Origin of the sequence: Nocardia sp. NPDC057272 (genome assembly GCF_042668615.1) — a bacterium.
Taxonomy (GTDB): Bacteria; Actinomycetota; Actinomycetes; order Mycobacteriales; family Mycobacteriaceae; genus Nocardia.
The window spans coordinates 16,196-39,117 of record NZ_JBHUYK010000005.1; the positions used below are offsets into that span (position 1 = coordinate 16,196).

24 protein-coding genes are annotated in these 22,922 nt (G+C 63.1%); 16 read left to right on the forward strand and 8 right to left on the reverse strand.

Annotated elements, in window-relative coordinates; translation table 11 throughout:
• Positions 1 to 21: 21 nt before the first annotated feature.
• Positions 22 to 981, forward strand: a complete 960-nt coding sequence (locus ACFULV_RS09335; RefSeq protein WP_378654959.1) for a helix-turn-helix transcriptional regulator — start codon at positions 22 to 24, stop codon at positions 979 to 981.
• 37 nt (positions 982 to 1,018) lie between these two features.
• The gene (locus ACFULV_RS09340; protein ID WP_378626273.1) at positions 1,019 to 1,396 is read left to right on the forward strand and encodes a hypothetical protein; all 378 of its coding nucleotides are present in this window, start codon (positions 1,019 to 1,021) and stop codon (positions 1,394 to 1,396) included.
• Between the two features lie 6 nt (positions 1,397 to 1,402).
• On the opposite strand, the gene ACFULV_RS09345 is transcribed toward ACFULV_RS09340, so the two are convergent.
• Together ACFULV_RS09345 and ACFULV_RS09350 are read right to left on the reverse strand one after the other, a co-directional pair.
• Positions 1,403 to 2,674, reverse strand: coding sequence for a hypothetical protein (locus ACFULV_RS09345; protein WP_378654962.1), 1,272 nt, complete (start codon positions 2,672 to 2,674; stop codon positions 1,403 to 1,405).
• On the reverse strand, positions 2,671 to 2,886 hold the full coding sequence (locus tag ACFULV_RS09350; RefSeq protein ID WP_056812051.1) for a hypothetical protein: 216 nt from the start codon (positions 2,884 to 2,886) through the stop codon (positions 2,671 to 2,673). The genes ACFULV_RS09345 and ACFULV_RS09350 overlap by 4 nt, the downstream gene beginning before the upstream one ends.
• 990 nt (positions 2,887 to 3,876) lie before the next feature.
• On the opposite strand from ACFULV_RS09350, the gene ACFULV_RS09355 reads away from it, so the two are divergent.
• The 7 genes from ACFULV_RS09355 to ACFULV_RS09385 all read left to right on the forward strand — a co-directional run bounded on the left by ACFULV_RS09355 (position 3,877) and on the right by ACFULV_RS09385 (position 13,445).
• Complete coding sequence (locus tag ACFULV_RS09355; protein WP_378654964.1) at positions 3,877 to 4,845, forward strand: DNA cytosine methyltransferase; 969 nt, start codon at positions 3,877 to 3,879, stop codon at positions 4,843 to 4,845.
• Positions 4,846 to 4,889: 44 nt separating this feature from the next.
• Positions 4,890 to 5,999, forward strand: coding sequence for a DNA cytosine methyltransferase (locus ACFULV_RS09360; RefSeq protein WP_378654967.1), 1,110 nt, complete (start codon positions 4,890 to 4,892; stop codon positions 5,997 to 5,999).
• Between the two features lie 163 nt (positions 6,000 to 6,162).
• Positions 6,163 to 8,718: a Z1 domain-containing protein gene (locus ACFULV_RS09365; protein ID WP_378654970.1), complete on the forward strand. Its 2,556-nt coding sequence runs from the start codon at positions 6,163 to 6,165 to the stop codon at positions 8,716 to 8,718.
• Positions 8,718 to 9,734: a PD-(D/E)XK motif protein gene (locus tag ACFULV_RS09370; RefSeq protein ID WP_378654973.1), complete on the forward strand. Its 1,017-nt coding sequence runs from the start codon at positions 8,718 to 8,720 to the stop codon at positions 9,732 to 9,734. The genes ACFULV_RS09365 and ACFULV_RS09370 overlap by 1 nt, the downstream gene beginning before the upstream one ends.
• Positions 9,731 to 11,725: a hypothetical protein gene (locus ACFULV_RS09375; RefSeq protein ID WP_378654976.1), complete on the forward strand. Its 1,995-nt coding sequence runs from the start codon at positions 9,731 to 9,733 to the stop codon at positions 11,723 to 11,725. Before ACFULV_RS09370 ends, ACFULV_RS09375 begins: the two co-directional genes overlap by 4 nt.
• Entirely contained in the window at positions 11,725 to 12,621 is an 897-nt protein-coding gene (locus ACFULV_RS09380) for a hypothetical protein (RefSeq protein WP_378654978.1), read from the forward strand. The genes ACFULV_RS09375 and ACFULV_RS09380 overlap by 1 nt, the downstream gene beginning before the upstream one ends.
• Before the next feature lie 185 nt (positions 12,622 to 12,806).
• A complete protein-coding gene (locus tag ACFULV_RS09385) occupies positions 12,807 to 13,445 on the forward strand; it encodes a DUF6339 family protein (protein WP_378654981.1) in 639 nt (212 codons plus the stop codon).
• Positions 13,446 to 13,469: 24 nt separating this feature from the next.
• On the opposite strand, the gene ACFULV_RS09390 is transcribed toward ACFULV_RS09385, so the two are convergent.
• The 3 genes from ACFULV_RS09390 to ACFULV_RS09400 form a co-directional block, all read right to left on the reverse strand.
• Positions 13,470 to 14,537, reverse strand: a complete 1,068-nt coding sequence (locus ACFULV_RS09390; RefSeq protein WP_378654984.1) for an HNH endonuclease — start codon at positions 14,535 to 14,537, stop codon at positions 13,470 to 13,472.
• 512 nt (positions 14,538 to 15,049) lie between these two features.
• Positions 15,050 to 15,655, reverse strand: coding sequence for a GNAT family N-acetyltransferase (locus ACFULV_RS09395; protein ID WP_378654987.1), 606 nt, complete (start codon positions 15,653 to 15,655; stop codon positions 15,050 to 15,052).
• Between the two features lie 305 nt (positions 15,656 to 15,960).
• The gene (locus ACFULV_RS09400) at positions 15,961 to 16,707 is read right to left on the reverse strand and encodes a hypothetical protein (protein WP_378654990.1); all 747 of its coding nucleotides are present in this window, start codon (positions 16,705 to 16,707) and stop codon (positions 15,961 to 15,963) included.
• Between the two features lie 402 nt (positions 16,708 to 17,109).
• Here ACFULV_RS09400 and ACFULV_RS09405 point away from each other — a divergent pair, with 402 nt between their 5' ends.
• The 4 genes from ACFULV_RS09405 to ACFULV_RS09420 all read left to right on the forward strand — a co-directional run bounded on the left by ACFULV_RS09405 (position 17,110) and on the right by ACFULV_RS09420 (position 18,930).
• A complete protein-coding gene (locus ACFULV_RS09405) occupies positions 17,110 to 17,367 on the forward strand; it encodes a hypothetical protein (protein WP_378654992.1) in 258 nt (85 codons plus the stop codon).
• Entirely contained in the window at positions 17,364 to 17,687 is a 324-nt protein-coding gene (locus ACFULV_RS09410; RefSeq protein WP_378654995.1) for a hypothetical protein, read from the forward strand. The genes ACFULV_RS09405 and ACFULV_RS09410 overlap by 4 nt, the downstream gene beginning before the upstream one ends.
• A 253-nt stretch (positions 17,688 to 17,940) precedes the next feature.
• Positions 17,941 to 18,408 (forward strand): NUDIX hydrolase, encoded by a 468-nt coding sequence (locus ACFULV_RS09415; RefSeq protein WP_378654998.1) that lies wholly within the window; start codon positions 17,941 to 17,943, stop codon positions 18,406 to 18,408.
• A gap of 168 nt (positions 18,409 to 18,576) precedes the next feature.
• Entirely contained in the window at positions 18,577 to 18,930 is a 354-nt protein-coding gene (locus tag ACFULV_RS09420; RefSeq protein WP_378655001.1) for a hypothetical protein, read from the forward strand.
• Positions 18,931 to 18,985: 55 nt separating this feature from the next.
• On the opposite strand, the gene ACFULV_RS09425 is transcribed toward ACFULV_RS09420, so the two are convergent.
• On the reverse strand, positions 18,986 to 19,504 hold the full coding sequence (locus ACFULV_RS09425; protein WP_378655003.1) for a hemerythrin domain-containing protein: 519 nt from the start codon (positions 19,502 to 19,504) through the stop codon (positions 18,986 to 18,988).
• Positions 19,505 to 19,673: 169 nt separating this feature from the next.
• Here ACFULV_RS09425 and ACFULV_RS09430 point away from each other — a divergent pair, with 169 nt between their 5' ends.
• Positions 19,674 to 20,102 carry a hypothetical protein gene (locus ACFULV_RS09430; protein ID WP_378655006.1) on the forward strand — a complete coding sequence of 143 codons (429 nt, stop codon included), beginning with the start codon at positions 19,674 to 19,676 and terminating at the stop codon, positions 20,100 to 20,102.
• Here ACFULV_RS09430 and ACFULV_RS09435 read toward each other — a convergent pair.
• Positions 20,080 to 20,724, reverse strand: coding sequence for a hypothetical protein (locus tag ACFULV_RS09435; protein ID WP_378655009.1), 645 nt, complete (start codon positions 20,722 to 20,724; stop codon positions 20,080 to 20,082). The genes ACFULV_RS09430 and ACFULV_RS09435 overlap by 23 nt on opposite strands.
• On the opposite strand from ACFULV_RS09435, the gene ACFULV_RS09440 reads away from it, so the two are divergent.
• The gene (locus ACFULV_RS09440) at positions 20,723 to 21,244 is read left to right on the forward strand and encodes an NUDIX domain-containing protein (protein ID WP_378655012.1); all 522 of its coding nucleotides are present in this window, start codon (positions 20,723 to 20,725) and stop codon (positions 21,242 to 21,244) included. The genes ACFULV_RS09435 and ACFULV_RS09440 overlap by 2 nt on opposite strands.
• Here ACFULV_RS09440 and ACFULV_RS09445 read toward each other — a convergent pair.
• Positions 21,234 to 22,529 carry a hypothetical protein gene (locus ACFULV_RS09445; protein ID WP_378655015.1) on the reverse strand — a complete coding sequence of 432 codons (1,296 nt, stop codon included), beginning with the start codon at positions 22,527 to 22,529 and terminating at the stop codon, positions 21,234 to 21,236. The genes ACFULV_RS09440 and ACFULV_RS09445 overlap by 11 nt on opposite strands.
• A gap of 170 nt (positions 22,530 to 22,699) precedes the next feature.
• On the opposite strand from ACFULV_RS09445, the gene ACFULV_RS09450 reads away from it, so the two are divergent.
• Entirely contained in the window at positions 22,700 to 22,903 is a 204-nt protein-coding gene (locus ACFULV_RS09450) for a cold-shock protein (protein WP_378626291.1), read from the forward strand.
• Positions 22,904 to 22,922: the final 19 nt, after the last annotated feature.

Below are 22,922 nucleotides of genomic sequence, written 5' to 3' on the forward strand. Positions count from 1 at the left end.
CAATTGCGAGATAATCGGAATATGGCCGATACGAGCGCACGCACCCTCCGACTGCTGTCGCTGCTGCAGACCCACCGGTCCTGGTCCGGCTCGGAACTGTCCGAACGCCTTCGTGTTTCGGCCCGCACCCTGCGCCGCGACATCGACCGCCTTCGCGAACTCGGCTATCCCGTCGACGCGCGCCCCGGCGTCGACGGCGGCTATCAGCTGGCCGCGGGCGCGGCGATGCCGCCCCTGGTCCTCGACGACGACGAAGCCGTCGCCATCACCGTCTGCCTGCAAGCCGGTTCCCAGGGTGCGGGCGACGGCCTGGCTGAACCGTCCATCCGCGCTCTCGGCAAGTTGGTCACCGTCCTGCCCACCCGCCTACGCCGCCGCGTCGACGCCCTACGCGCCATGACCGAATCCACCGCCTGGACCGCCGTCCCCCTCTCCGACGTGGACCCCGCCGTCCTCACCGATCTGGCCCTCACCTGCCGCCGCGAAGAACGCCTGACCTTCACCTACACCGCCGCGGACGGCCGCACCAGCACCAGGGAAGTGGAACCCCACCGCCTCGTCTCCCTGGGCCGGCGCTGGTACCTCGTCGCCTACGACCTCACCCGCCACGACTGGCGCACCTTCCGCGTAGACCGCCTCACCGCCTCCGCGACCACCGGCACCCGCTTCCGCCCTCGCCCCCTCCCGGCCCCCGACGCCGCCACCTTCGTTCACAACGCCATCGGCGCCCGCCGTTCCGGCTACACCGTCACCGCCGAGATAGAAGCCCCCGCCGCCGACGTCCACACCCGGGTAGGGCGCTGGTGCACCATCACCGCCCTCCCCGACAACCGCACCCACATAGAAATGACCGTCGACGAGCTCGACTGGCCGATCCTGTTGCTGGGCAAGGTAGGAGCAGATTTCCGCGTTCTCGGCCCGCCGGAACTGGTTGCGCAGCTGCGGGAGTGGGGGAGCCGCTTCACCCGCACTCAGCCATGAGTTCGCCCCGTCTGCGTCGGCGCGCTATACCTAACCCATGAATCTGTCCCAGCTGAGCTCGGCGATCGAGGCGGCTGTCGCCCAACATCTCAACGAACTCGGCAAAGCGGTCGGATTATTGCCGTTGACCTGGTTCGTGGCGCCATCGGTGACCAGCGATGACAGCATGGAGGCCGTCCTGTCTGTGGAAGGTCAAGCCGGTAGCCATCTTTCGCAGCACCCGGGCCGGGTGGTCGATCAATGGGCCGATGTCCTCGGACTACGCCGGGTGTTCTCTCCGACCCCCGGCGTGCATGCGGTGGAAGGTCTCCTCGAGCCTCAGCCCGGTGACTATCGGTTCGAGATCCGCATCTGGGGTGTCGTCGACCCCGCTGTGCTGCACGCCCAAAGGGATTGGGGCCGATGGCAGGGCTGACCCGAGTCAGCCTCGATACCGCCCCTTCTGCCGCCGCTGATAGAACAGCAGATCCACCTCCACCGGCTCGACCAGTGCCGTGATCTCGGCCAACCTGGTGTCGTATCGGAGCTCGGTGATGCACCGGTGCAGATAGGCCCGCCGCTCCGGCCCCAACTGCGCCCAGATCGACCCGAACCGCGACTGCCCCCGCTCCCCGGAAACCGCCACGAGATCGAGTAGTGCAGGCCAGCACCCGGTTTCGGTCGCCCGCGCGGGCAACTCCGCCACCGCGGACTCCGACAGCAACGCCAGCGCGTACCCCACAGCGCTCCTGACATCGTCATCCATCCGCGACATCAACGTGAACAGCCCACGCCAACTCTCCGCATCGCCGCGCCCATCCATCGGCGCGACCAGATCCACCCCGACATCCGGATCACTGAACACCGGATTGCCGACCAGCGTCCACAGCCCCAGCGGCGTGAGATACCCGGCCAGCGTGAGGAATTCGGGCACCGCCCCGAGCGCGAGCGCGTTGCGCACCAACCGCGCGACCTCACCGGGCTGCGCATTCCCGAACAGAATGTCACCCACCCGGCGGATCACATCGGGCGCGCACCGCGAAAACACCGACAGCGCAGCATGTTGCAGGTCGGGAGAGCCGGCCAACACCGTCTGCGTCATCCGCGGCACCCGCCGATGCGGCCCATCCAGCAGTTGGCGAACCACCGCACTGAGCACGTCGACGTCGTAGGAGAACGCAGCCGAGAAGATCAGCCCCGCGTCATCGCGGACCCCCGCCTCGACCGCCGCGATCAATTCCGTGGTCGCACAGGACAAGAACGGACCCGCCGTCACGTAGTCCTGCCGCCGCAGCAACTCGTTCACGATGTCGACGATCGGCCCCGGCGCCATCTGATCGGCCAGCTGCTCGATGGCCCGCGGATCGAGATAGGGCGCACAATCCGCCGCGTAGCCCGCCTCGAGCATCGTCAACGTCTCAGCGGCCTTGCCCGGATGATCCAACCCCACCGACCCCGCCGCCCGCCCCGTCATCATCGGCGGAACCAGCTTCTGCACCAGCGGAATCGAGATCGTCAACGGAATGAACGGCACCAGCGCACTGATCCGCCGAAACGTCTCCGTGTGCTGATCGAACAACACCCCCGAGATCTGCTGATGCAACGCATGCAGCCGATCGGCCCCCAGATACCGCAGGTGATCCAACCGCTGCGGATGAACATGCAACGTCCGAGCCAGCAGAATCAACTGCGCCCGCGTAGTCAGGTCCGTCATCTGCCGCCGAACATGATCTTCTTCGTCACCCGACGCAGCGGCCGCGGCAACGCAGAGACCATCGAATCGATGGACTTGTCCAACGCGGCCGCCTCGAACGTACTCGCGGCCCTCATCAACTCGAACAGATCCCGAGCCTCATCCGCCGGCAACTGCTCCAGCGCGGGCAATGTCTCCGGCAAGCCACCTTCACGGTCACTTCTGACAGTCATGCGGCTCCTGGGTAACGCGATCCTCTACTCCGAGGGTCCCTCCTTCCGCCGCCACGCGCCAGAACTTCGCCGAATCACTGTGCATGGCAACGAAAACCCCAGCCCAGGTACATGTGAATAGAGGTACCACTTTTGGTGACGCGCGACTGCCCGTCCCGCTGGGAGTGGGAGAGCGGAGGGAGTGCAGGGGTACCCCGGTACCGCGAGGTACGGATGCACCCGTGACGCGAAGTCCGCCGGTCGGTCGTCGCTACGGTCGTTTGGTGATGCACGCCCGCCGGGCATTACTCGGCAAGGGCCGGGACTGGGATTCTGCACAGAGTCAGGAACACCCAGGGAAGCCCTGGTATCCCCGCCACCAACCACGGTGGAGCCGTCCGAGTCCGCCTTTACCGGCCGACCCTGTGTCATCGGAATAGATGCATCGGCCCCTCTGACGGGCGACGACTGCGCGGGTAAGGCGCATCACCCGCACAACTCGCCCGGGCGCACAGCGGCAAGGGGGGAGGTTGGCGGAGACGCCAGAATCATCGGTAGGCTTCCTGCCTACGGCGGTGAGTCTGCTGGTACCAGATTCTCGCCCAGGGCCTCGGTGGTGTTAGCGCACCTCCGGGGCCTGACTTGTGCGCCGACCGTACCATAGCCGTCAGCTATTCAAGAAACGTCGTCGAATCCTCAGACCACCGATCCTGGTCTGACACAGCCCTTTTCCATCCTTTGGGTGGAGGCCAGGGCACTCCCCACTCGGCCAGAGCGGCCTGCGTGAACCCACCCTTCGACGTCTCGTTGGCGATCAGCTCATCCGGAGAGACGTACCGCGTCGGCACCCACTCGGTCACGGCATCAAGTATGGCCAGGACGCCGGTGTTGCCCGTCGTGGAACGGTATTCTTGGTCGAGTTGCAGTCATCATGACGGCGAGGGGGTGGCGATGAGGGGTGAACCAGCTCACCGTACACAAAGCTTGCCGCGGACAAACCGCCTTACCTCGGTGGAGTTTTGCGCAGGTGCTGGTGGACTTGCGCTCGGACTGGAACAAGCCGGATTCGACCCGCTGCTCCTGCTCGATAACCGCGACGTGGCATGTGAAACCCTGCGAGCAAACCGTCCTGGCTGGAATGTGTTGCACAAGGACCTACTCCAATTCGAGCCCAGATTCGAACTGCCGGGACACCGTGAAATCGATGTCATTGCCGCGGGACTTCCGCGGGTGAAGTCGGCAGCTACGGCATCGCGACCCAGGGGCAGCAGTTGGGAGCTGGAACTCTTCGAGACGACCGCACGGTTGACAGTGGAATTGCGACCGCGCGCTTTGCTGATCGAGAACGTCCCCGACCTCTTCAAACGTGACGAGTACGAGTCGAGCAGGTCCCGCGTTGCCAAGCATCTCGAGGACGCGGGGTATGAGCACTGCTGGTTGTTGTTGGACGCCTGTGATTTTGGTGTACCGCAGCACCGCGAATACGCCGTGATGGCTGCCGTGCGGGAAGGCGGCATCACGTCCTTCCTCGAGGGTCTACGCCCATTCCCTCCTGCGCCGGGACTGACAGTGGGAGCCGTGTTAAGGGCATCGATGAGTGTCAACGGGTGGCCGCAAGCGGGGGAGTGGGCCGCCCAGGCCGACATCATCGCACCGACGATCGTCGGCGGCTCATGGGATCGGGGTGGTGGAGATCTTGGGCCGCAGGGATCGGTTCGCGCCTGGGCGAAGGTCGGAGTCAACGGCCGAGCTCTTGCCAACAGCTCACCATCGGCAAACTTTGTGTGGAACCCATCGCAGGGACCCGCCCACATGCTCAAGCTAACTGTCGAGCAGGTCGCAGCTTTGCAGGGATTCCCGTCGTACTGGACGTTCGAAGGGCGGAAGACTGCACGATATCGCCAGGTTGGCAACGCAACGCCGCCGCCTTTCGCCTGCGCGCTCGGCGTTGCCTTGCGGTCGGCCCTGACGACGCTGTGACGGCCGTCGCGGGGGCCGCTGCCGCAGAGCTAAGATTCCGAACCATGCCCAACGACCCACAACAGACCTTGCCGTGTCGAGCGGACATGGTTGATCTGTTCGCCGGGCCTGGTGGTCTCGATGTTGCAGCTCGGTGGTTGGGTCTTGACGTATACGGGTTCGAGTGGGACCGAAATGCGTGTGAGACCCGGCTCGAGGCAGGGTTGAATTTCACGCCCCACGACGTCCGCGAATTCGGGCCAGGTCACGTGCCTGGCGCGTGGATTCTGGCGGGCGGCCCGCCATGCCAAACCTTCACAGTTGCGGGCTCCGGCGCGGGCCGGGATGCGTTGGCCAAGGTGCTGTCGTTCGTCCGGCGGATGGCAGCAGGCGAGAATGTCACCCGTGAAGTCGCTCGGTTGGACGATGAGCGCACCGGTCTGGTTCTCGAACCGCTCCGCTGGGCCATGGATGCGGCTAACGCAGGTACGCCATACAAAGTCATTGTGCTGGAACAGGTTCAAGCCGTTTTGCCGGTATGGAAGGAAATGGCGCGGGTTCTGGAAGATGGTCTCGGATACCACGTCGACTACGGGGTTCTACGCACTGAAGAGTTCGGTATACCGCAATCGCGCAGACGTGCGATCCTCATCGCGAGCCTCGACGGCGACCGCAAACTGCCGATGCCGACGCATCGCAGATACCGCAAGGGTGTGGACCGGTCTGAGGGGAATGCATCGCTGTTGCCGTGGGAGTCAATGGGTGAGGCGCTCGACCGCGGCGGCCCGTTCAAGGTGATCTCGAACTACGGGACGGGTGGCTTCGCGAAGCAGCGCGGTGTCCGTACCTCCGACCAACCGTCGGCCACGATCACAGGGAAGGTGTCGCGCAACAGGATTGTCGACCTTGAAGGTAACCCCCTTGAACGATTGACACCGTACGAGGCAGGTCGCTTGCAGACCTTCCCAGCCGACTACCCATGGTCGGGTAAGGAGGTTGCGCAGCAGATCGGCAACGCGATGCCGCCGGTGCTGGCATTGCATGTGCTCGCTGCTGCGCTTGGCTTCAGGGTGAGCCAGGAGGACGCGAGAAAGGTGGTCGATCGCCCCTGGCTCGACACCCGAGACTCGGCGCCGATCGACCATCTGCAGCGAATGGATCGCCTGTTCAGCTGATGGTGTAGCGAACTGCCGTTGCCCACCGATAGCCCACATCGACCGGGTAACAACTATCGCACTCCCTTCCAACTGGTCGGAACGAGCCGATACTGTTACCCACAACGCGGGGGAGCGAAACCTCCCATCGTCGACCGAGGGTTAGCGCAGGTGGGAGCTTCCGATGAGTGATCTGATCGATGGCCAGTACGACGTGTTCAAGTCGTTCTTGGACAAGGACACCCCTGTCGAGGCGATCAAGAAGCTCCGGCTGTTCGCCTCCGAAGACGTGATCAAGCGGATCATGGAGCGCTACGACGAGGACATGGTTCGGATCAAGGAGATGCGCGAGCCGCACTCGGTGGTCATCGACAACTACGAAACCTGGTATGCGGGACCGCATCCGGATGACAAGCTGTGGCCGGCGATCGAGGACGATCTCATCAAGCAGGGGTGGCCGAGGGATCCGGCCATCAACAGTCTGGACGACTCGTCGACACGGATCGTGTCGTTGCTCCAGCATCCTCGGAAGAACGAGTTCTCCACTCGGGGTCTGGTGGTCGGCTACGTGCAGTCCGGCAAGACCACCAACTTCACCGCAGTGATGGCGAAGGCGGCTGACCGCGGCTACAAGCTATTCATCGTATTGGCCGGCATCCACAACGGCCTGCGCCGTCAGACCCAGGCGCGACTCATTCAGCAGCTGGTGGAACCGAACCCGACGCTGTGGACGCAGATCACCGACCTCGATCGCGATTTCTCGCCGACTGCCAACCCAGCTAGCTTCTTCGGGAAGTCGAACAAGACCCATGTGCTGTGCGTGGTCAAGAAGAACGCCACGGTGCTGCGCAAGCTGGTCAAGTGGTTGGGTGACGCTTCGGAGTACCTGTCAGACTGTCCCGCATTGATCATCGACGACGAGGCCGACCAAGCGACTGTTGCGACCAAGTCGATCAACCCGCTGATTCGTCAAATCCTCAACACGCTACCCAAATCCGCCTATGTCGGGTACACGGCCTCGCCGTTTGCGAATCTGCTCATCGATCCATCAGCAGACGATCTTTATCCAGAGCACTTCATCGTGAATCTGCCGAAACCACACGGACATTTCGGCACCGAGGTGCTGTTCGGCCGCTATGCCCTCGATGGCGAGGACCCGACAGACGTCGACGATGGCTACGACATGATCCGCAATGTTCCCGACGATGACGTGGCGCTCGTTCGCCCGAAGACCAGGGCAGATGCCGAAGACTTCTACCCGTCGATCACCGACACGTTGCGGCGGGCCGTTCTGTACTTTTGGCTGACGACGGCCGCCCGTCGGATTCGCGGTAGCGGAAATCCGCACTGCACCATGCTGATTCATACCAGCGTGCGAACTGCTGTCCACAACAGCTTCCGTGACCCACTGATGTTGCTGCGTGCCAAGGTCGCGAACAATCTGTCTGATTCCGCCTTGCGGCGCGAACTACGCGACCTATGGGACGAGGAGACGTCGAGGGTACCTGCTGTCGAGTTCGATGAGAAGCTGGTCTCATTCGATGAGCTCGCCTCGGAATTGGCTGGTGTTCTGCGTGATTGCCGGATTGTGATGGACAACTCCGAGAGCACTGACCGTCTCGACTACGAGAACGGCCCGGTTGTCGCTATTGCGGTGGGCGGCAACACTTTGTCTCGCGGACTTACTCTGGAAGGCCTGTCGGTCAGCTACTTCGTTCGGACGGTCTCCACCTACGACACCCTCCTACAGATGGGGCGATGGTTCGGCTACCGGAACGGATACGCGGATCTGCCGCGCATCTGGATGACCGAAGAACTCGAGGATTGGTTCCGTCATCTCGCGACGGTCGAGACCGAGATGCGCCGCGACATCGACGTTTACATGACCGAGGGCAAGACTCCGATGACCTTCGCGGTGCGGCTGCGGACACATCCGTCGCTCCGTGTGACAGCTGCAGCGAAGATGAAGGATGCTGTGTCGGCGCTGTCGTCCTACGGCGGGCAACGAGTTCAGACCCGATACTTCCGCAAAGACGCCGACTGGCTGCTGGGCAACCAGGCGGCGGCGCGGGCGCTCGTGAAGGCGGCGCTCGGGAGCAGTCGAGCCGAAGGAAACGGCGTGGACGGTCGCTACCTGATTCGCGACGTGCCGAGCGAGTTCATATTGGACTTCCTGCGCAACTATCAGTTCCACGAGAAGTCGCAGGAATGTGACGCGAAACTGATGAGCGGGTACATCGAGAAACGAATCCGCAACGCAGGCACCTTGCGGCGGTGGAACATTGCAGTCGTTGGCAAACCAGCCGCAGTAGAGCAGAACCTGTTCGACTTCGCGCCAGGAGTCAGTGTGGGCCGGATCGTTCGTTCGCAATTCGCATCCGGTATCGACCATACGGATATCAAGACGTTGATGAGCCGCCGAGACGCGGGCCTCGACCTCGACGGGATCACTTCTGCCACAAAAGAAGGCGACATCGCCAAAGCCCGCAAGGCGCAGCAGCCAGATGCCGGTCTTGTGGTGTTGTATCCGATCGACAAGGTGTCGGAACCCGAGCCGTCCAAGGACAAACGCAAGCCACTGAACGCGCCGGAACATGTGATCGGTGTCGGCCTCGTGTTCCCATCGCCCGCCAACGACGACAGCACTGTTGCTTGGGAATCCGACTACATTTCTGCTGATCTTTCTGGTGTCGAGATCGAAGAGGAGGACTTCAGCCTCCTCGACTCCGAGGACATCTGATGCTGAACGATCTGAAGGAAGTTCTCGACGATCAGTGGCGGCGCCTGGAACGGAGGCCGAGCGCCGAAGCATCCGTCGTCACTGTGTCCGATCTTCCGGTCCTGACTGCGAAAGGGTCATTGGCCGCAGGCCTGGACAGCGAAGGAAGCCGCCATCTGCTCGTGCCGATCGGTGCGCACCAGGTCGTGCGGAAGGGTCTCAACGGCCCGGTTCTGCAGCTGCGCAAGCGAACGTTGGAACACGATGGGCGAGTGCAGGACTACGCTGATCTCACCTGCCTCCGTCGGGATTTGAACGATATCTTTGCGACCCTGTGCGCAGACATTCTCGTTGCCACCGAGGAGTCTTCGGGAAACCCGGTGAAGGTGCTGTACCGCGTCCTCGATCGCTGGCGCGCTCTGTTTCTCAATCCCGGGCCGCCACTGGGGACACAGCAGCTCGCCGGACTCTTCGGTGAACTGGTGGTGCTGGAGATACTGCTCGAGCATGACAGCGGTGCGATCCAGCTGTGGAAGGGGCCGACTGGCCACCGGCACGACTTCGCCACGAGCGTAGGCGCGCTCGAGGTGAAGACCACGACGAATCCGGATGGGCGATCGGTACGTATCCACGGCCTAGACCAGTTGGAGCCACCGCTCGGCGGCATCTTGGGGTTGGTGTGGTTGCGGCTGGAGACCGACGTCCAGGGCGGTATAGGTTTCCTCGAACTGATCAAGCGTGTGCTGGATCTCTCCGACGACGAGAGCGAGATCCTCACGCGCCTTGCGGCTGTCGGCTATCGCGCCGCCGATAACGATCACTACGTACATTCGCGGTACTCGATCAACGAACACCGTTGGTATAACGTCGATGTCGCCTTCCCGAGGCTCACGACCGTAGATCTGGCGGCCGCGTCGATCTCCACCAACGTCCGCAATGTCGACTACACGATCGACCTGTCCGGCGAGTCACCTGCTCCGATGGAAGCCAATGACGTCGAGAGGTATATCAAGGTAATGCTCGAGGCATCCCGATGACGGCACCTGCCTGGGTCTCCCAACCATTTCCACCCGACGGCGCGAGCGCTGCGGAAGGTATCAGGAATCAGCTGGGTAAGCCCGAGCTGGATCATCTGACGATCCTGGTCCGCGAATCGGCACAGAACAGTTGGGACGCGCGCCAGGGAGACGGAATTCCCGTGGACTATCGCATCGACCTGCAGACTGTCAGTGCGGCCGATGCGCCTGCATGGCGCGACAACCTTCTGCGCAAGGCGCCCGCCAAGCAGCGGCTACCGTTGCGAGATGCGCTGCAACAGCCCACGATTCGTGTGCTGTCGATCTCCGATCGGGGCACGCGTGGTCTCGGTGGACCGACACGAGCTGACGCGGTCACCGACCAAGGCCGCGATTTCGTAGCATTTCTTCGTAATATCGGCGAGCCACGCGACCGGGCATTGGGTGGCGGAACCTATGGCTTCGGCAAGGGAATCCTCTATCTCGCATCGGGGTCAGGCACGATCCTCGTACACACCCGCTGCCAGTACCAGGGGAAATACGAGACCCGCCTGATGGCTGCCGCGTTATGGAAGAGCTACGACGCCAAGGAAGGCGACCGTGAACGCCGCTACACCGGGCGGCACTGGTGGGGAGACGCATCAGGTGACGTGATCGAGCCATTGGTCGGGGATGCGGCCGACGCGATGGCGCGCAAGTTGGGTCTTCGCCCGTTCGGGGCGTCCGAAACCGGAACGACGATCTCGATCCTCGATCCGAACCTGGACGGCAGTGAACCGTCCGATATTGCTCGGTACCTGGCAGAGACCATCGTGTACCAGTTGTGGCCGAAAATGCTGCCCGACAGCTTCGGTGTGCCGCCGATGCGGTTCTCGGTGACCTGTGACGGCATCGAGTACCCGGTCCCTGATCCAGCCCGAATGAAGACCCTGAAGCTGTTCGTCGAGGCCTACCGGAAGATGGTCGGCAGCGGTGCCGACGAGCTCCACTGCAGGCGGCCCAAGAAGCTGCTCGGACGCTTCGGATTGCATCAGACGGTTGCGCTTCGATTCGAACCTAGCAACGCCGAACACATGGCTGGTTTCGAAACCGGCATGGTGCATCACGTGTGCCTGATGCGACCGGCCGAGCTCGTGGTCACCTATTGGCCAGGACCGAAGCCTGCCAGTGAAATCTCAGCTTATGCAGGGGTTTTCCGTGCGGACAGAGAACTCGACGATGCGTACGCGAAGGCCGAGCCGCCGACGCACGACAATTGGAACTATCAGACGCTCGATCACCCCGAGTACTCGTTCGTGAAAATGACATTCACACGGATGAAGGAAGAGATCGACAAGGTCATCGGGCCCCGCGGAAGCGCCGGCGTCGAGGTTGCGCAAGTATCCCTCGGTGCGGCAAGTGACCGCCTGTCACCCCTCGTCGGTGGTGTCTGGGGCATCGGGTCGGCAACCGACTACGGCAGGCCCGGCGATACCGCGCCACCGCCGCGAGCTGCACCGAAACGGCGGCCTAGCGGGAGGCGAGACGATCCCGCAGAGTCCGATGACCTCGACACTTCGGAAGTGTTCGAGTCCGGCGGCTCGGGCGAACCCACCGTGTCAGACGGCGGCGCTCGAGTCGGTGAAGCGGCCGATCACCAGCCGGGACAGGCTGCGAGGCAGGTGTCTGCCCGTCGTCGTCGGCCCAAGATCGAGTACGTCGGTGATCCCGAACCTGACGAGCTCTGGGGGCATGGCGTTGTAGTGCAGCGATTCAAGCTGCCGGTGCCGATCGCCCAGCGGGTCAGCGCGGACGTTGCTGTTGCGTTGAACAGTGAAGGTGGGCTCGAAATGGACCCGCCCATAGGCGCCGAGATGCCTGGCCTCGTGGGCTGGGAAGACCCGCATGGTGAGGTCCACACGACACCCAGGTACGTCATCGAGGGTGGCGACGGCGGTGTGTGGAAGGTGATCGTCAAGCCCGCCCCGGACACGATGACCGATATCGTCCTGTACACCGAGGCGGTCAGCTGATGGCCAATCGTGTTCTGCCGTATAAGAAGCCGACTGCCGGCGTGATCCGGGCGGGGGAGTGGCTACTGACGATCGGCGATGAGGAGATCCCATTGCCGGATCATCTCCCGCACTGGGACTACCAGACGAACCTGCCGCTGCGAAGGATCGTTCGCATCGATCTCGAGCGAGCGCTGGCCGAGTCGATGCTCGCACCCGGTACCGAGGTGGCGTTGGCAGCAGTCTGGACATCCACCGGATCCAAGCTGCGCGGAACGGTGTCACGAGTCATCGTCCCCGCCAACGGCGAGGTCGAGCTGCGGGCGGATCTAGTCGGAGCAGATTTGGGTGGCGTATTGATGCTCGACACCGTACTGGTTCTGGCGCGCCGCAGACATGGCACCGATCGGCCCGTCGCGCCCCGTCGTGCAGGATCGGTGCTGTGGAGCGATCGTGCGCAGATCCGGCTGCAGGGTGACGCTCCTCAGTTCCCCATCGCTATTGTCGATTTCGAGCAAACCAACTACCCCGGTGATGCCGCCTGGCACCTCGAGATCGGTACAGACCTCGATGTCGCCACGATGGGGTCACTGCTGCTGCTGGTCAATGAAAAGAAGACGCTGATCGCTGAAGCATTGCAGCGGGCAGGAAGTCCTCGACTGCAAGACAAGATGGCGCTGTCGATGCTGTACGCAGATGTGGCACGAACCATGGTCGACCACGCGCTGCGAATCAGCGAATTCGACGACGACGCAACATATATTGACGAGACTCTGGGAGCCACTCTGCAGGAGCTGTTCGGTCGCCTGTTCCCCGGCCGGTCCATCACCGACATCCGGCTCGCCGCGCAAGAATCCCCGAACCTCTTCGCTTCACAATTGCAAGCAGCGGTAAAGATTTTCGAGGGGGTCGCATGACGCTCCTCTATCCGCGACTTCTTCGTCACCGCGCGAAACCCCTTGCCGCGGAATACAAGGAACTCGGTCCGATCGAGTTGAACAGTCGTTGGTCGCTTGCCGACAGCTCCGCGGTGTTCGTCGCAACCGGTGGTACCCGGATCGAGCAGTCCAAGCTCCAACTCCTGCGCGACATCGTCGTCGACTTGGCCAAGGATTCCGGGTTTCCGGAACCACCGGATGTCAAGCAGAAGAACAGCTTCGATCTGCGGCTTGCCGTGGCGCTGCACAGCGAGATGCGAATTTCGCCCGCCGAGGCGGCCTCCGGCGACATCTGGGCGTTTCTAGCGCTGATCGTTCTTCCTGATGTCGCGCACTGGCGCTACCCGAAACCCCCTGGCGATCGGGTTCTGGGCTCTGATCTCACCCGCCACGTCCTCGGGCGCATGTGGTGGAGAGCCCAACTCGTGTATGCCCCCGCCGACTCCGACCCATACACCGCGCTCCACGTGCTCGGCGAAGCAGCATTCGACCAGATTTACGCCCGGCGCGCCGCGCTCGGCGGCAGCCCTCACCTGATCCAATCGATCCTGCGGACCTGGAAACAGATGAACTTCGCCGGCCCCGACCTCACCGAACGAGACGTCCTTCGAGACTTCCTCAAACGACTCCTACGCTTGGCGCCGTTCGTGGTCTTCGAGGCGCTGGATAGTCGAGCGCTGGACGAGGAGTTGCTTGCGATCGCGAAGGAAACGGTGATCGGGTACCTGTCGTTCGGCGGCCGGGTGCCTGCAACTGAGGTGGAATCCCGAGCAGCGCAGGTCTTCGTCAGCGCGATGGCCTGAATTCTCTACGCTGACGTAGTGCGATCATCTAGCGTCGGACTTGGTTCCAGATCTGACCAAGGCGCGTAGCTGGTCCGGCGTCAGCCAAGGAGACTTGCGGTGGATCATGCGGTGACAGTTGGCGCACAGCAGGATGAGGTCGCTTGTTCGAGTCTCGGTGGCCCCGGACACATGTAGCGGCGTGACATGGTGGCATTCGGTGTAACAAGACCCTCGTTCGCCATAGACCGTCTCGAAGTCGAACTCGCAGATCTCGCAGATCACCCGGTCGTGATCGCGAAGGAACTCGGTGATCTTTCGATCTCTCAGTCGCTTGTCGCGCTCTCGTGTGTAGTGCCAGCGACGAAGCAGGCTGCCTTCGCGCGAGCTGAACCCGTCGTTTTCATCGGTTCCCAGGTCAGTGCTGTGTTCCTCGCCGACCTGAGGCACGGGGAGTTGCTTGAACGCGCCGGACAGCGCTGCCTCGCGGATCTGAGTCGCTATGGCATGCATCTGGTCGGGGCTGTTGAGGAAGTCCTGCAGGACGAGCTTGTCTGTGCGTCCGCCGTTGGTCGGTCGGCCAGGGTACTCAGGGTGTTGCGAGGCGATGTCCGCGGATTTTCGGGCTACGCCGTTGGGGTTCCGGAAGGTATCGCTTCGGAGGTCTGAGGGGTGGATCGGCAGAATCTGTAGCACACCCGACAACTCGATCACTTGGTTGTTGGTGTCCTCGAGCTGTCGCCATCCATTCCGGGCGACCAGGTCGCAAGCAAGGATCACCTCGTCACGAACCCACGCTGGCGAGCGGCGAGGCGGGACTATGAATCCGAGCTCACGCAGCTTCCGTGCGACCGTGGCTTCCCCTCCGCTGAACTCGCTGGCTTTCAGCGGCTTTCGTCCCGTGAGGTAGCCGTGAGCAGCTCCGGCGACAGCCTTCGAGTCGTAACGGTTGCCCTCGTACCGCAGGTGAAACGCCCGCGCCTTGTCGAACCCATAGCGATCCAGGAACGCGTCCTGTCCGATCTGGTCGTACTCACGGATCGCCGTCAGAATCGCTGGCCTTGTGAGCTCTGATATCCCCATAGTTGGAACCGTATCCTTGTGCTCTGACATCTGTGGCAATGCAGGAACCGAACGATGTCGACCGCAGACCTTCACCCAGGTGGTCGGTCTCGCCCGGAGAGCCGCTGTCGAGCCGGGTTGCCCATGACTGCGGCGGGTGGGTCGACATCATGGTTGGTAACCTGCCGCCGGATGGACATAAATCCTGTGCAGGAGAAGGGCATTTCGATGAATGTTTCTCGACGAGCTTTGGGCCGAACAGTCGATTCGCATACGTTGCAGTCACGCTCTTCGGATTCATTGCCCTGATCGGATTCGGTTGACAACGCAACAAATACGCACTCGTCAGGCCGACGGAAGCTAGGTGAATCGCCGAATCAGTAACGGTTACAGGATTCATTCGGACTGCAAGTTGTCGATGTGACCACCCCCCGGTTCGATCTCACTGACGACCAACATATGGCCGTACGGAGCGGGGTCCAAGTATTCATCGAAGTTGTAGTTGGAGACTGTGGTTGGTGAAGTTCGACTCCGGGTCGGCTACCGCGGCGACCGGCAGTCAGCTACGTAGACGCGGCGCCACGAATGGTGGTGTTCCGGCTGGCGAGTGCCATCAGCAATACATCGAAGGTCGGTGCGTCCGGCCACGACGGGGTCAGACGTCCTACGCGGGCCCAACCCCACCGGCGATACGCGGCGTACGCCCGGTCGTTCTCCGGCTCGACCAGCAGCGTCGCGCGATCTTCGGTGCGGCCTGCGAGCAATTCGTCGTGTAGACGATGGGCAAGGCCGCGACCTGCATAAGATTGGTCGACCATGATCTCGCTCAGCGCGAAAGTTCTTGTGCCGCTCTCACGAATGAAATCTCCGTTGGCAGCGAGGGGACCATCGAGGGTGAGGCCATCCCACCATGCGGTGTTGGGCGTCAGCGGCCAGCCCCAGGTCTGGCCGATCGAGACATCGTTCAGGTAGACGATGACGAGTTCGATGCCGCTCTCCCGTGTTGGATCGGTGTAGGCGTCGAAACGGTGCATGAAAGCCTCCGGTGAATCGAAGGTATGCCCCGAGTCGATAGCCTCGCGGTAGGACCGGCGGTAGATGTCTTCCACAACGCTGCGGTATTGGCGCGAGGCGGCAGCCGAGTAGTGGGTGAAATGCAGTCCGTTCACGCTGTGAGAACACTCCGATCGAGTTGGTCGTAGCGGTCGGCGAATCCAGAGTCCTTGGCGGCGTGGAGCGCTCGAATCGGTGCCATCGTCCGTAGAGTGCGGGTCGATCCGATCGCGTCGAGAGTGTCTAGTACCGATTGACCCGTCGAGAGTGCTTCACGGGTATCCCCCACGGAAGCAAGAGTTGTCGCGTGCCAGGCACGGGTGTTCGCCTCGTTGCGCACGCTCTGACCCTGTAGTGCGCGCTCGTAGTGGGTTAGAGCGGTCCGATAGTCGCCGAGGTCGCTGTGGCCACGTGCCTCGTGTCACGCCAACTCCGGCGGATCGACAAAGCGCAGCCAACGTGGACAGCGCCCGAGAATCTCGGAGTTCAAGGCTGTATCCATCGCGGCGTGTGCCTTGCTCATCGCGGTTCGGAATCCGTCATGGTTGCCGACTTGCCCCCACGCCTGTGCTTGCCGGACGGCGATCAGTGCGTGCACTCGGCCAGGATTCCAATGCTGTGCCAGACGATCCGCCCGACTCGCATTTTGCAGCGCCAGATGCGGATTGCCCATGCCTTGACGGGACAGCGCGATATCTTGGTTCGCCGAATAGAGCAGAGCGTGAACGGCGAGTTCATCATCACCGGAGCGCACGGACATCTCTAGGGCTGTGCGATAGCAAGACCGGGCCAATGCGTGTTGATCGGCATCGTATGCCAGCCATCCTGTAGTGACGGCGAGGTTGCCCACCGCGCTGGCGGCCGCCGCGCCTGTTGCCTGATCACAGTGGCTCTCGTCAACCTCGCGACGGGCATGGGCCAACGCGGAGCTCGCGGCTTTCACCAACCAAGCTCCTCCTTCCCGCTGGTCGCGTTGTTCGAGTTCCTCGGTGTACTCGATCCATGCTCGCACCTCGGAGAGTCCGATTCGCGGTCGTTCCACCACTGGGCCGCGGCTGGCTGCGGGGCCGACAAGCGAGGCCGCGCTCGCGGTGGTTGCGATTCCGAATTGCCGACGGTTCACGTCGTCCTCGCTCTCTGTGTCCAGCGCTGTGAGCGCCAACTCCATTCGGTGAAGTTGGTCGGCGGTAAGTCGAGCAAGTTGTGTGTCGAGCGCGGCCGCTGACGCGCCACGAACCGGCTTTGACTCGGTTGCCCGGTACTCCCACTTACGAATCGTGGCGGCCTCGAAGCCCAGTCGCTCGGCGAATGCCGGCTGGCTCTCTCAGTGCATCCACCCGGAGCGCCCGGACATGTGCTGCCGTCCACCTGCCGACGATCATCGTCGCCCCCTCGCCCTTCTTGGTAATCGACGGATCGGGTCCATACCACCTTCGTATCGGGCTCGGCGCTGTTCGGAACCCGCCAGGCCCGCCACGCTGGAAGACGTTCTCGTCCACCCTCTTCCAACGTCGTATTGCCAGGCTACGCGGGCAAATGTGAGAAGAAGATGCATTTCAGGGAGACAACGATGCCCACGGTCGACCAAGCACTCGTCCTTCGCATCCTGCAACCCGGCGGACAACTCACCGACCGCCAGATCGCAACCGTTACAGCGCTGTCCATCCGCCGAACCAGGCGAGCATTGCGCACCCTCCACCTCAACGGACTACTCCGCCAGGTCACCTACCGGGCCGCTTGGGAACTATCGCCCTGTGGTAGTGCGTACACGGCTACCCTGACCGGTCAGGCCATGCTCGACGTGCCCCGATCGGCTTTCGCCGGATGAAACCGGTCGCGATCGGATACCTGCGCTCCGATCTCTCCGGATCCGCGCAGAACTGGGATGAGATCCGACTTCGTTCACTGGCAAAGCGATTCGGATACGACCTCGCGAAGACGATCGTATTCGACGCTCGAACCCAGAACCCGATGAGCGAGCTGATCGGCATTGCTCAGCGGACCAAAGCCGAAGCCGTGTTCACACCCCACCGTCGACATCTCGGCACTGATGTCCCCGACCTGCTCGTCCGCACTTGCGACGTCATTACCGTCGATGACCAGATGACCTATGCGAGGTCCTATCTAGGTGGCAGAAGTCCGAGCTGACTCGGAAATTGATCGAGTCTGCTTTGCAAGCGCTAGCGCACCGTGTGGTTGCCGAGGCTCCGTCCGGGCGTGACTGAACGTCCGCGACGCGATCCAAAATTTGGTTGTCCAACGTCATATGATCTAGGGGCCACGGCGGAGACGTTCGCTGTCTGCCGAACGGCGGCAATCCGACCCGCCCTTTCGGATGTTGATGGCGTGGCAATAGCATGCGACGAGCGCGCGATTGACCGCGCCACCGAAGGGGCCGAGTATGGGCAGAATCGAGTACTACCACGATCCGAAGGCGCCGAAGCCGAATTCGCTTGTGGTGGCTTGCAATTTAGTGGTTGTCGATGGCGCCGGGGCGATCCTGCTACAGCGGCGACGTGATACCGGGCAGTGGGCGCTGCCCGGCGGAGCCATGGACTTCGGCGAAACCGCGGCCGAATGTGCGATCCGGGAATGCAAGGAGGAAACGGGCATCACAGCTGAGATCACGGGATTCCTGGGTATTTACAGCAATCCCCACCACATTGTGGCCTACAGCGACGGTGAGGTGCGGCAGCAGTATGAGAACACCTACATCGGGCGACCGGTTTCAGGTGAACCGACGATCAATGATGAAGCCGATGGCGTGGTGTATGTCGCCCCGGATGACCTGGGCGCCTATGACATCCACCCGAGCATGCGGCAGCAGATCGGTGACTTCCTGTCCGGAAGCTATCCATATCTCGGCTGATTCGCCTTCGCTTGTTCGATTATTGTCGCAGCGAACCAAGATTTCCTGCCCTGCGCGTTGAATAAATCTGCCCACCAATGTGTCCGGTTCGTAGCGGCCGACGATCTCGACGATCCGGGCGGACGGGGTACCCGATCACCAGGGCTATCCGCCCGCGGAGGTGCGACGATGACCGAGATCTACGCCGAACTGATCGAACAGGGAATTTCGCATACCGACGCCGCCCAGCTCTGGAGGGACAAAATGGACACGGATCTGTCGTTCTTCCGTTCGGAATCTGCTCAGCGGCTCCGCGCTCAAGGGCGTGAGCAAGGATTCGAGCAGGGCTTGGAGGAAGGTCGGGAGCAGGGTCGGGAGCAGGGGCTCGGTCAGGGGGTCGCACGCTCGGTGCTGACCGGCCGTGGAATCGAGCTCTCCGCAGACCAGCGAAAGCTGCTTGCCGACACCACTGACGTCGATCAACTCAACGCGTGGTTGTTGCAAGCGGTCACCGCAACCCGCGCGGAAGAGCTTTTCGGCTGAGTTCCACCGTGTCGTCGGGGTGTCTGGGTGGCAGGGCTGGTCAATAACTATTCGTCTACGAGATCACCAGCCGGAGTGGGCGGGGAATTGTGGACAGAACGCTGCGGCGGCGTTCACCCTCCACATCCTGCAGCAGCCACGTGTAATACGGACGGAGTCCTCGGAGTCCGATTCGGCGGCGCATTTCTCGGTCGAGTAGCGACCACTCTCGGTCGTTGATCAATGGCAGTGTTTCTTGCTCTTCGTGGCGCAGGTGGTTGTGCAACAGCTCGGACAGTGCCCCGAGCGTCGGTCGCGCGGCGTCCGGTCCCGCGCTATCGAAGGCCCGGTCCACCTGGGCGAGGAGTGGGTCGATGCGGTCGTGTTCTGCGGCCATCGCCTCGACCAATTGCGCGTTCACGCCGCGGCGCCGCAGACTCGGCCAGAGCACGACGTCCTCCGCGGTGTGGTGGACGGATAGTTGGGTGTGAAACTGCGTCCAGCGTTCACGGTCCGGGGCGCTGGCCAGCGCTCGGAGATCGCGCCGGAACGCGTCGTGTGCTGCGTACATCATGGCCATATCGCGTTCAGTCATGGACCAATTACATTCGTGCGAGACGAGGCAGAACATCGTTGATACGCCCAAATACATACGTGAGCGTCTCCGGATCCGGAAGTGCAGTGCCGGATCGCTGGTGCGCTGATGGGATGACCGGCGGCTCGTTGCGTACAGCGAGTTCGCTCACTCGCTGAAGCATTTCGCGGTGGTGTCGCAGCGGATGGTCGCGGGGAGGGGGTTTCCGCAAGCAGGGCAGCCGCTTTCGGCAGAGGAAGGTGCGCAGCTCCTGGCCGAGGCCGAGTCCGATAAGACGCTGAAGTGGGAGATGGTGTTGCTGCTCGGATCGCCCGAAGCTGTTGCTGCTGCACGTCTGTGGAACAAAGCGGTGTGGGAGCTCAGTCTCGTAGCGATGGGTCGCGAGATGGGGCATGACGACTACCTGCGCGCCTATGAGGCGGCAGGTCATAAGCGGAATGCCTTCTACGAATGCGCTCGAAAAGACCTGGGGGTTCGCAGTGGTGAACTCCCATTCGGGGACGGGCCGTGGTTGCCGCAGAACGTGTTGGCCGCGCCGCCGGCTGATGAAGGGATCACCGGGTCCGTTCCGGGGATCAGTTCGTCTGGCGGACTTTGATGGCGTCTCGGGAGATGTAGACGTCGTATTCGCCGGGGGTGGCGATGGTGGCGTTGCCGTAGGCGGAGCGGATGAAAGGGCTGGTGTACCAGCGGTTTTTGTTCATGTCTTCGAAGAAGTCGCGGTCGCCGCCGTTGAGGAAGGTCTGGTCTTGGGTGGGGGATTTGCCGTCGAGGCGCTGGCCGTACAGGCGGCTGAGTTTGTAGCCGGAGTGGAAGCCGAGGGCGTTGACCCATGGTTCGAGTTCGACGATGTTGGACTGTAGGGCGAACATGTCGCCCTCGATGCGATGGGTTGTCGGCTCACTCGCGTTTCCGTCTTCGTCGAACTGGGTGAGGACGAGATCGAGTTGGTGTTCTTGGCCGGCAACGGGTTTGGCGACTACGTGGGCGGCCTTGATCTCGCCGGTGAGGCCGAGATAGGTCTGCAGGAGGGTGGCGATCCAGAGTAGGAGGACCGCGACGAGCAGGAGGGCGGCGCCGGGGACCGCGCGGCCGAGAACGGCTTTGGGGCCGCGACGGCGGGTGGCGGCCAGTGCGGCCATGACCAGTAGGGCGACTGCGAGGGCGATCAATGCCAGGAGACCGACCTGGGCGAACCCGAAGGAAACCGGGAAACTCATGATGTGGGTATACCCCGAAAACATCTGTAACAGCGGCGGTCTCGAAGTTCTTGGGTGGACAATTCGATCAGGAGGGGTGACAGTGGAGAAGTACCGGGTGCTCGTGGGGGTTCATCTGGTGTTGGTCGACGCACAGGGGCGGGTGCTGTTGGGGCGCAGGGTGAACACGGGATTCGGCGACGGGTTGTTCCATGTGCCGGCGGGACATCTGGAGGCGGGCGAGTCGGCGGTGGGCGGGTTGATCAGGGAGGCTCGCGAGGAGGTGGGGGTCGAGATCGACGCTCGGGAGGTGGAATTCGCGCATGTGCTGTACAGCGACGGGCGGGTCCAGATGTTCTTCACCGTACGACGCTGGACAGGCGCGGTCGCCAACCGGGAGCCCGAAAAATGTTCGGAACTGGCATGGTTCGAGCCAGAAAGCTTGCCTGAGGAGATCGTCGACTACTGCCGGGTCGGCATCGGCAAGGTGATGACAGGGGAAGCGTTCTCGGAATACGGCTGGGATTCGGCTAGGGGCTGACGATTTCCGCGGGCTCGGAGCGCAGGCGCATCAGGGCCAGGACGGCGATCGCGCAGCCGAGGGCCACGGCGATCGCGACCGCGCCGGGGCCGATCCCGCGGTCGACGTCGGTGGTGCGGTACCAGGACGACGAATAGGCGAGGTGACCGAAGTCGGTGTCGCTCAAGGCGACACCGATCGAGGGCACGAACAGGATCGCCAGGCCGACGGTCCCGGACGTGGGGCTTTGTGGAACCGCCGTGCCGAGGCAATACCCGGCGACCGCGCCGAGGGCGAGACATCCGAGGGCCGCGGTGAGTGTGGCGGGTGGGGAGAAGATGTCGGCGGCCAGGACGAGGCAGGCCAGGGCGAGCACACTCGTCGCGGCTAGCAGCGGACGCGGTGTGCGGATGCCGATCAGTAGGCCGGCGGCGGTGGCGGCGAGGGTGGCGAGATCGACCCAGCCGGAGCGCGGCAGTGTGATGACGAGGCTGCCCGCCACCGAGAAACTGCTCATCAGCAGGACAAGGATCCCGTCGCGTCCCGGCAGGATCATCGCGGCGGCGACCGCGGCCGCGATGGCGACGACCGAGGCGACGATCAGATAGGGGGCGCTGGTCTTGTGGGATGCCACGGCGAGCGCGGTGATGATGGTCGTCGTGTAGGAGACGACGGCGGAGAACACCGGCGCCAGCGGAATGGCGGTTTCGGTGGTCCAGCGGGGCGTGGCCACGGTGGTGAGCGCGAAGTACGCGAGCGCGAGCACGCTGGCGGCGATGAACCACAGGGGCAGTGCGCCGCCGAGCGCACCGCTGAAACCGTCGGAGTTCGGGTCGGTGGGCGACTGGGTGAGGTCGCCGAGGATGGTGCCGCCGAGCGTGCCGAACAGATAGACGGTGCGCAGGAGCGGTTCGTTCCAGACCGCGACCGCGAGCGCGCCGATGACAGCCCCCGCCAGTAGTGCGTCGATGAAGTTCAGGGTGGGCAGCGACAGAACATCGAGGTGGCCATCGGCGCTGTCCGGGATCAACGCGAGATGGTTCACCAAGATGCCGACCAGGGCGATCAGCGCGGTCCAGCGGGCCGTTCGCACGCTGCCGATCGCCACCGTGACGGCGGCGGTGATCACCGCGATGAACGCCGCACCGGTCATCGCCCGCGGAACGTTGAACACCAGCAGGTCGACGTGCAGCGATTCCGCCAACGACGCGAAACTGATCGGCAACATGATCGCGAGCGCCGCCACCGAGGTGGCGACGAAGATCGTGACGGTTTCGGCCGCGCAGCGAACGGTCGAAGGCTGCACCGAATCCCCGTTCTCGCGGCTGACCCGGTCCGGTCGGACCGTGTCCGGAGCATATCCACTTCGGCACCGGGCGATCGGCTCCTCGAATCGAATGCCGGTCGTGTCGCGGGCACCGGCATGCGACGATTAGCGAATCAGGTTGGCAGGCACAGGAGTCGGAAGGTCGGTGGATGCCGAGCGGGATCGTCACCTGGTTCGACAGCGGCAAGGGATTCGGATTCATCACTCCCGACGCCGGCGGACCCGACGTGTTCGTCGAATACACCGCGCTGGCCGGTGCGGGCTTCCGTACGCTGCGCGACGGTCAGCGCGTGGAATACACCGTCACCGAGACCCGGCGCGGACCCGAAGCGCACGATGTGCGGGCCGGGTGATCAGAAGACAGCCACCGCG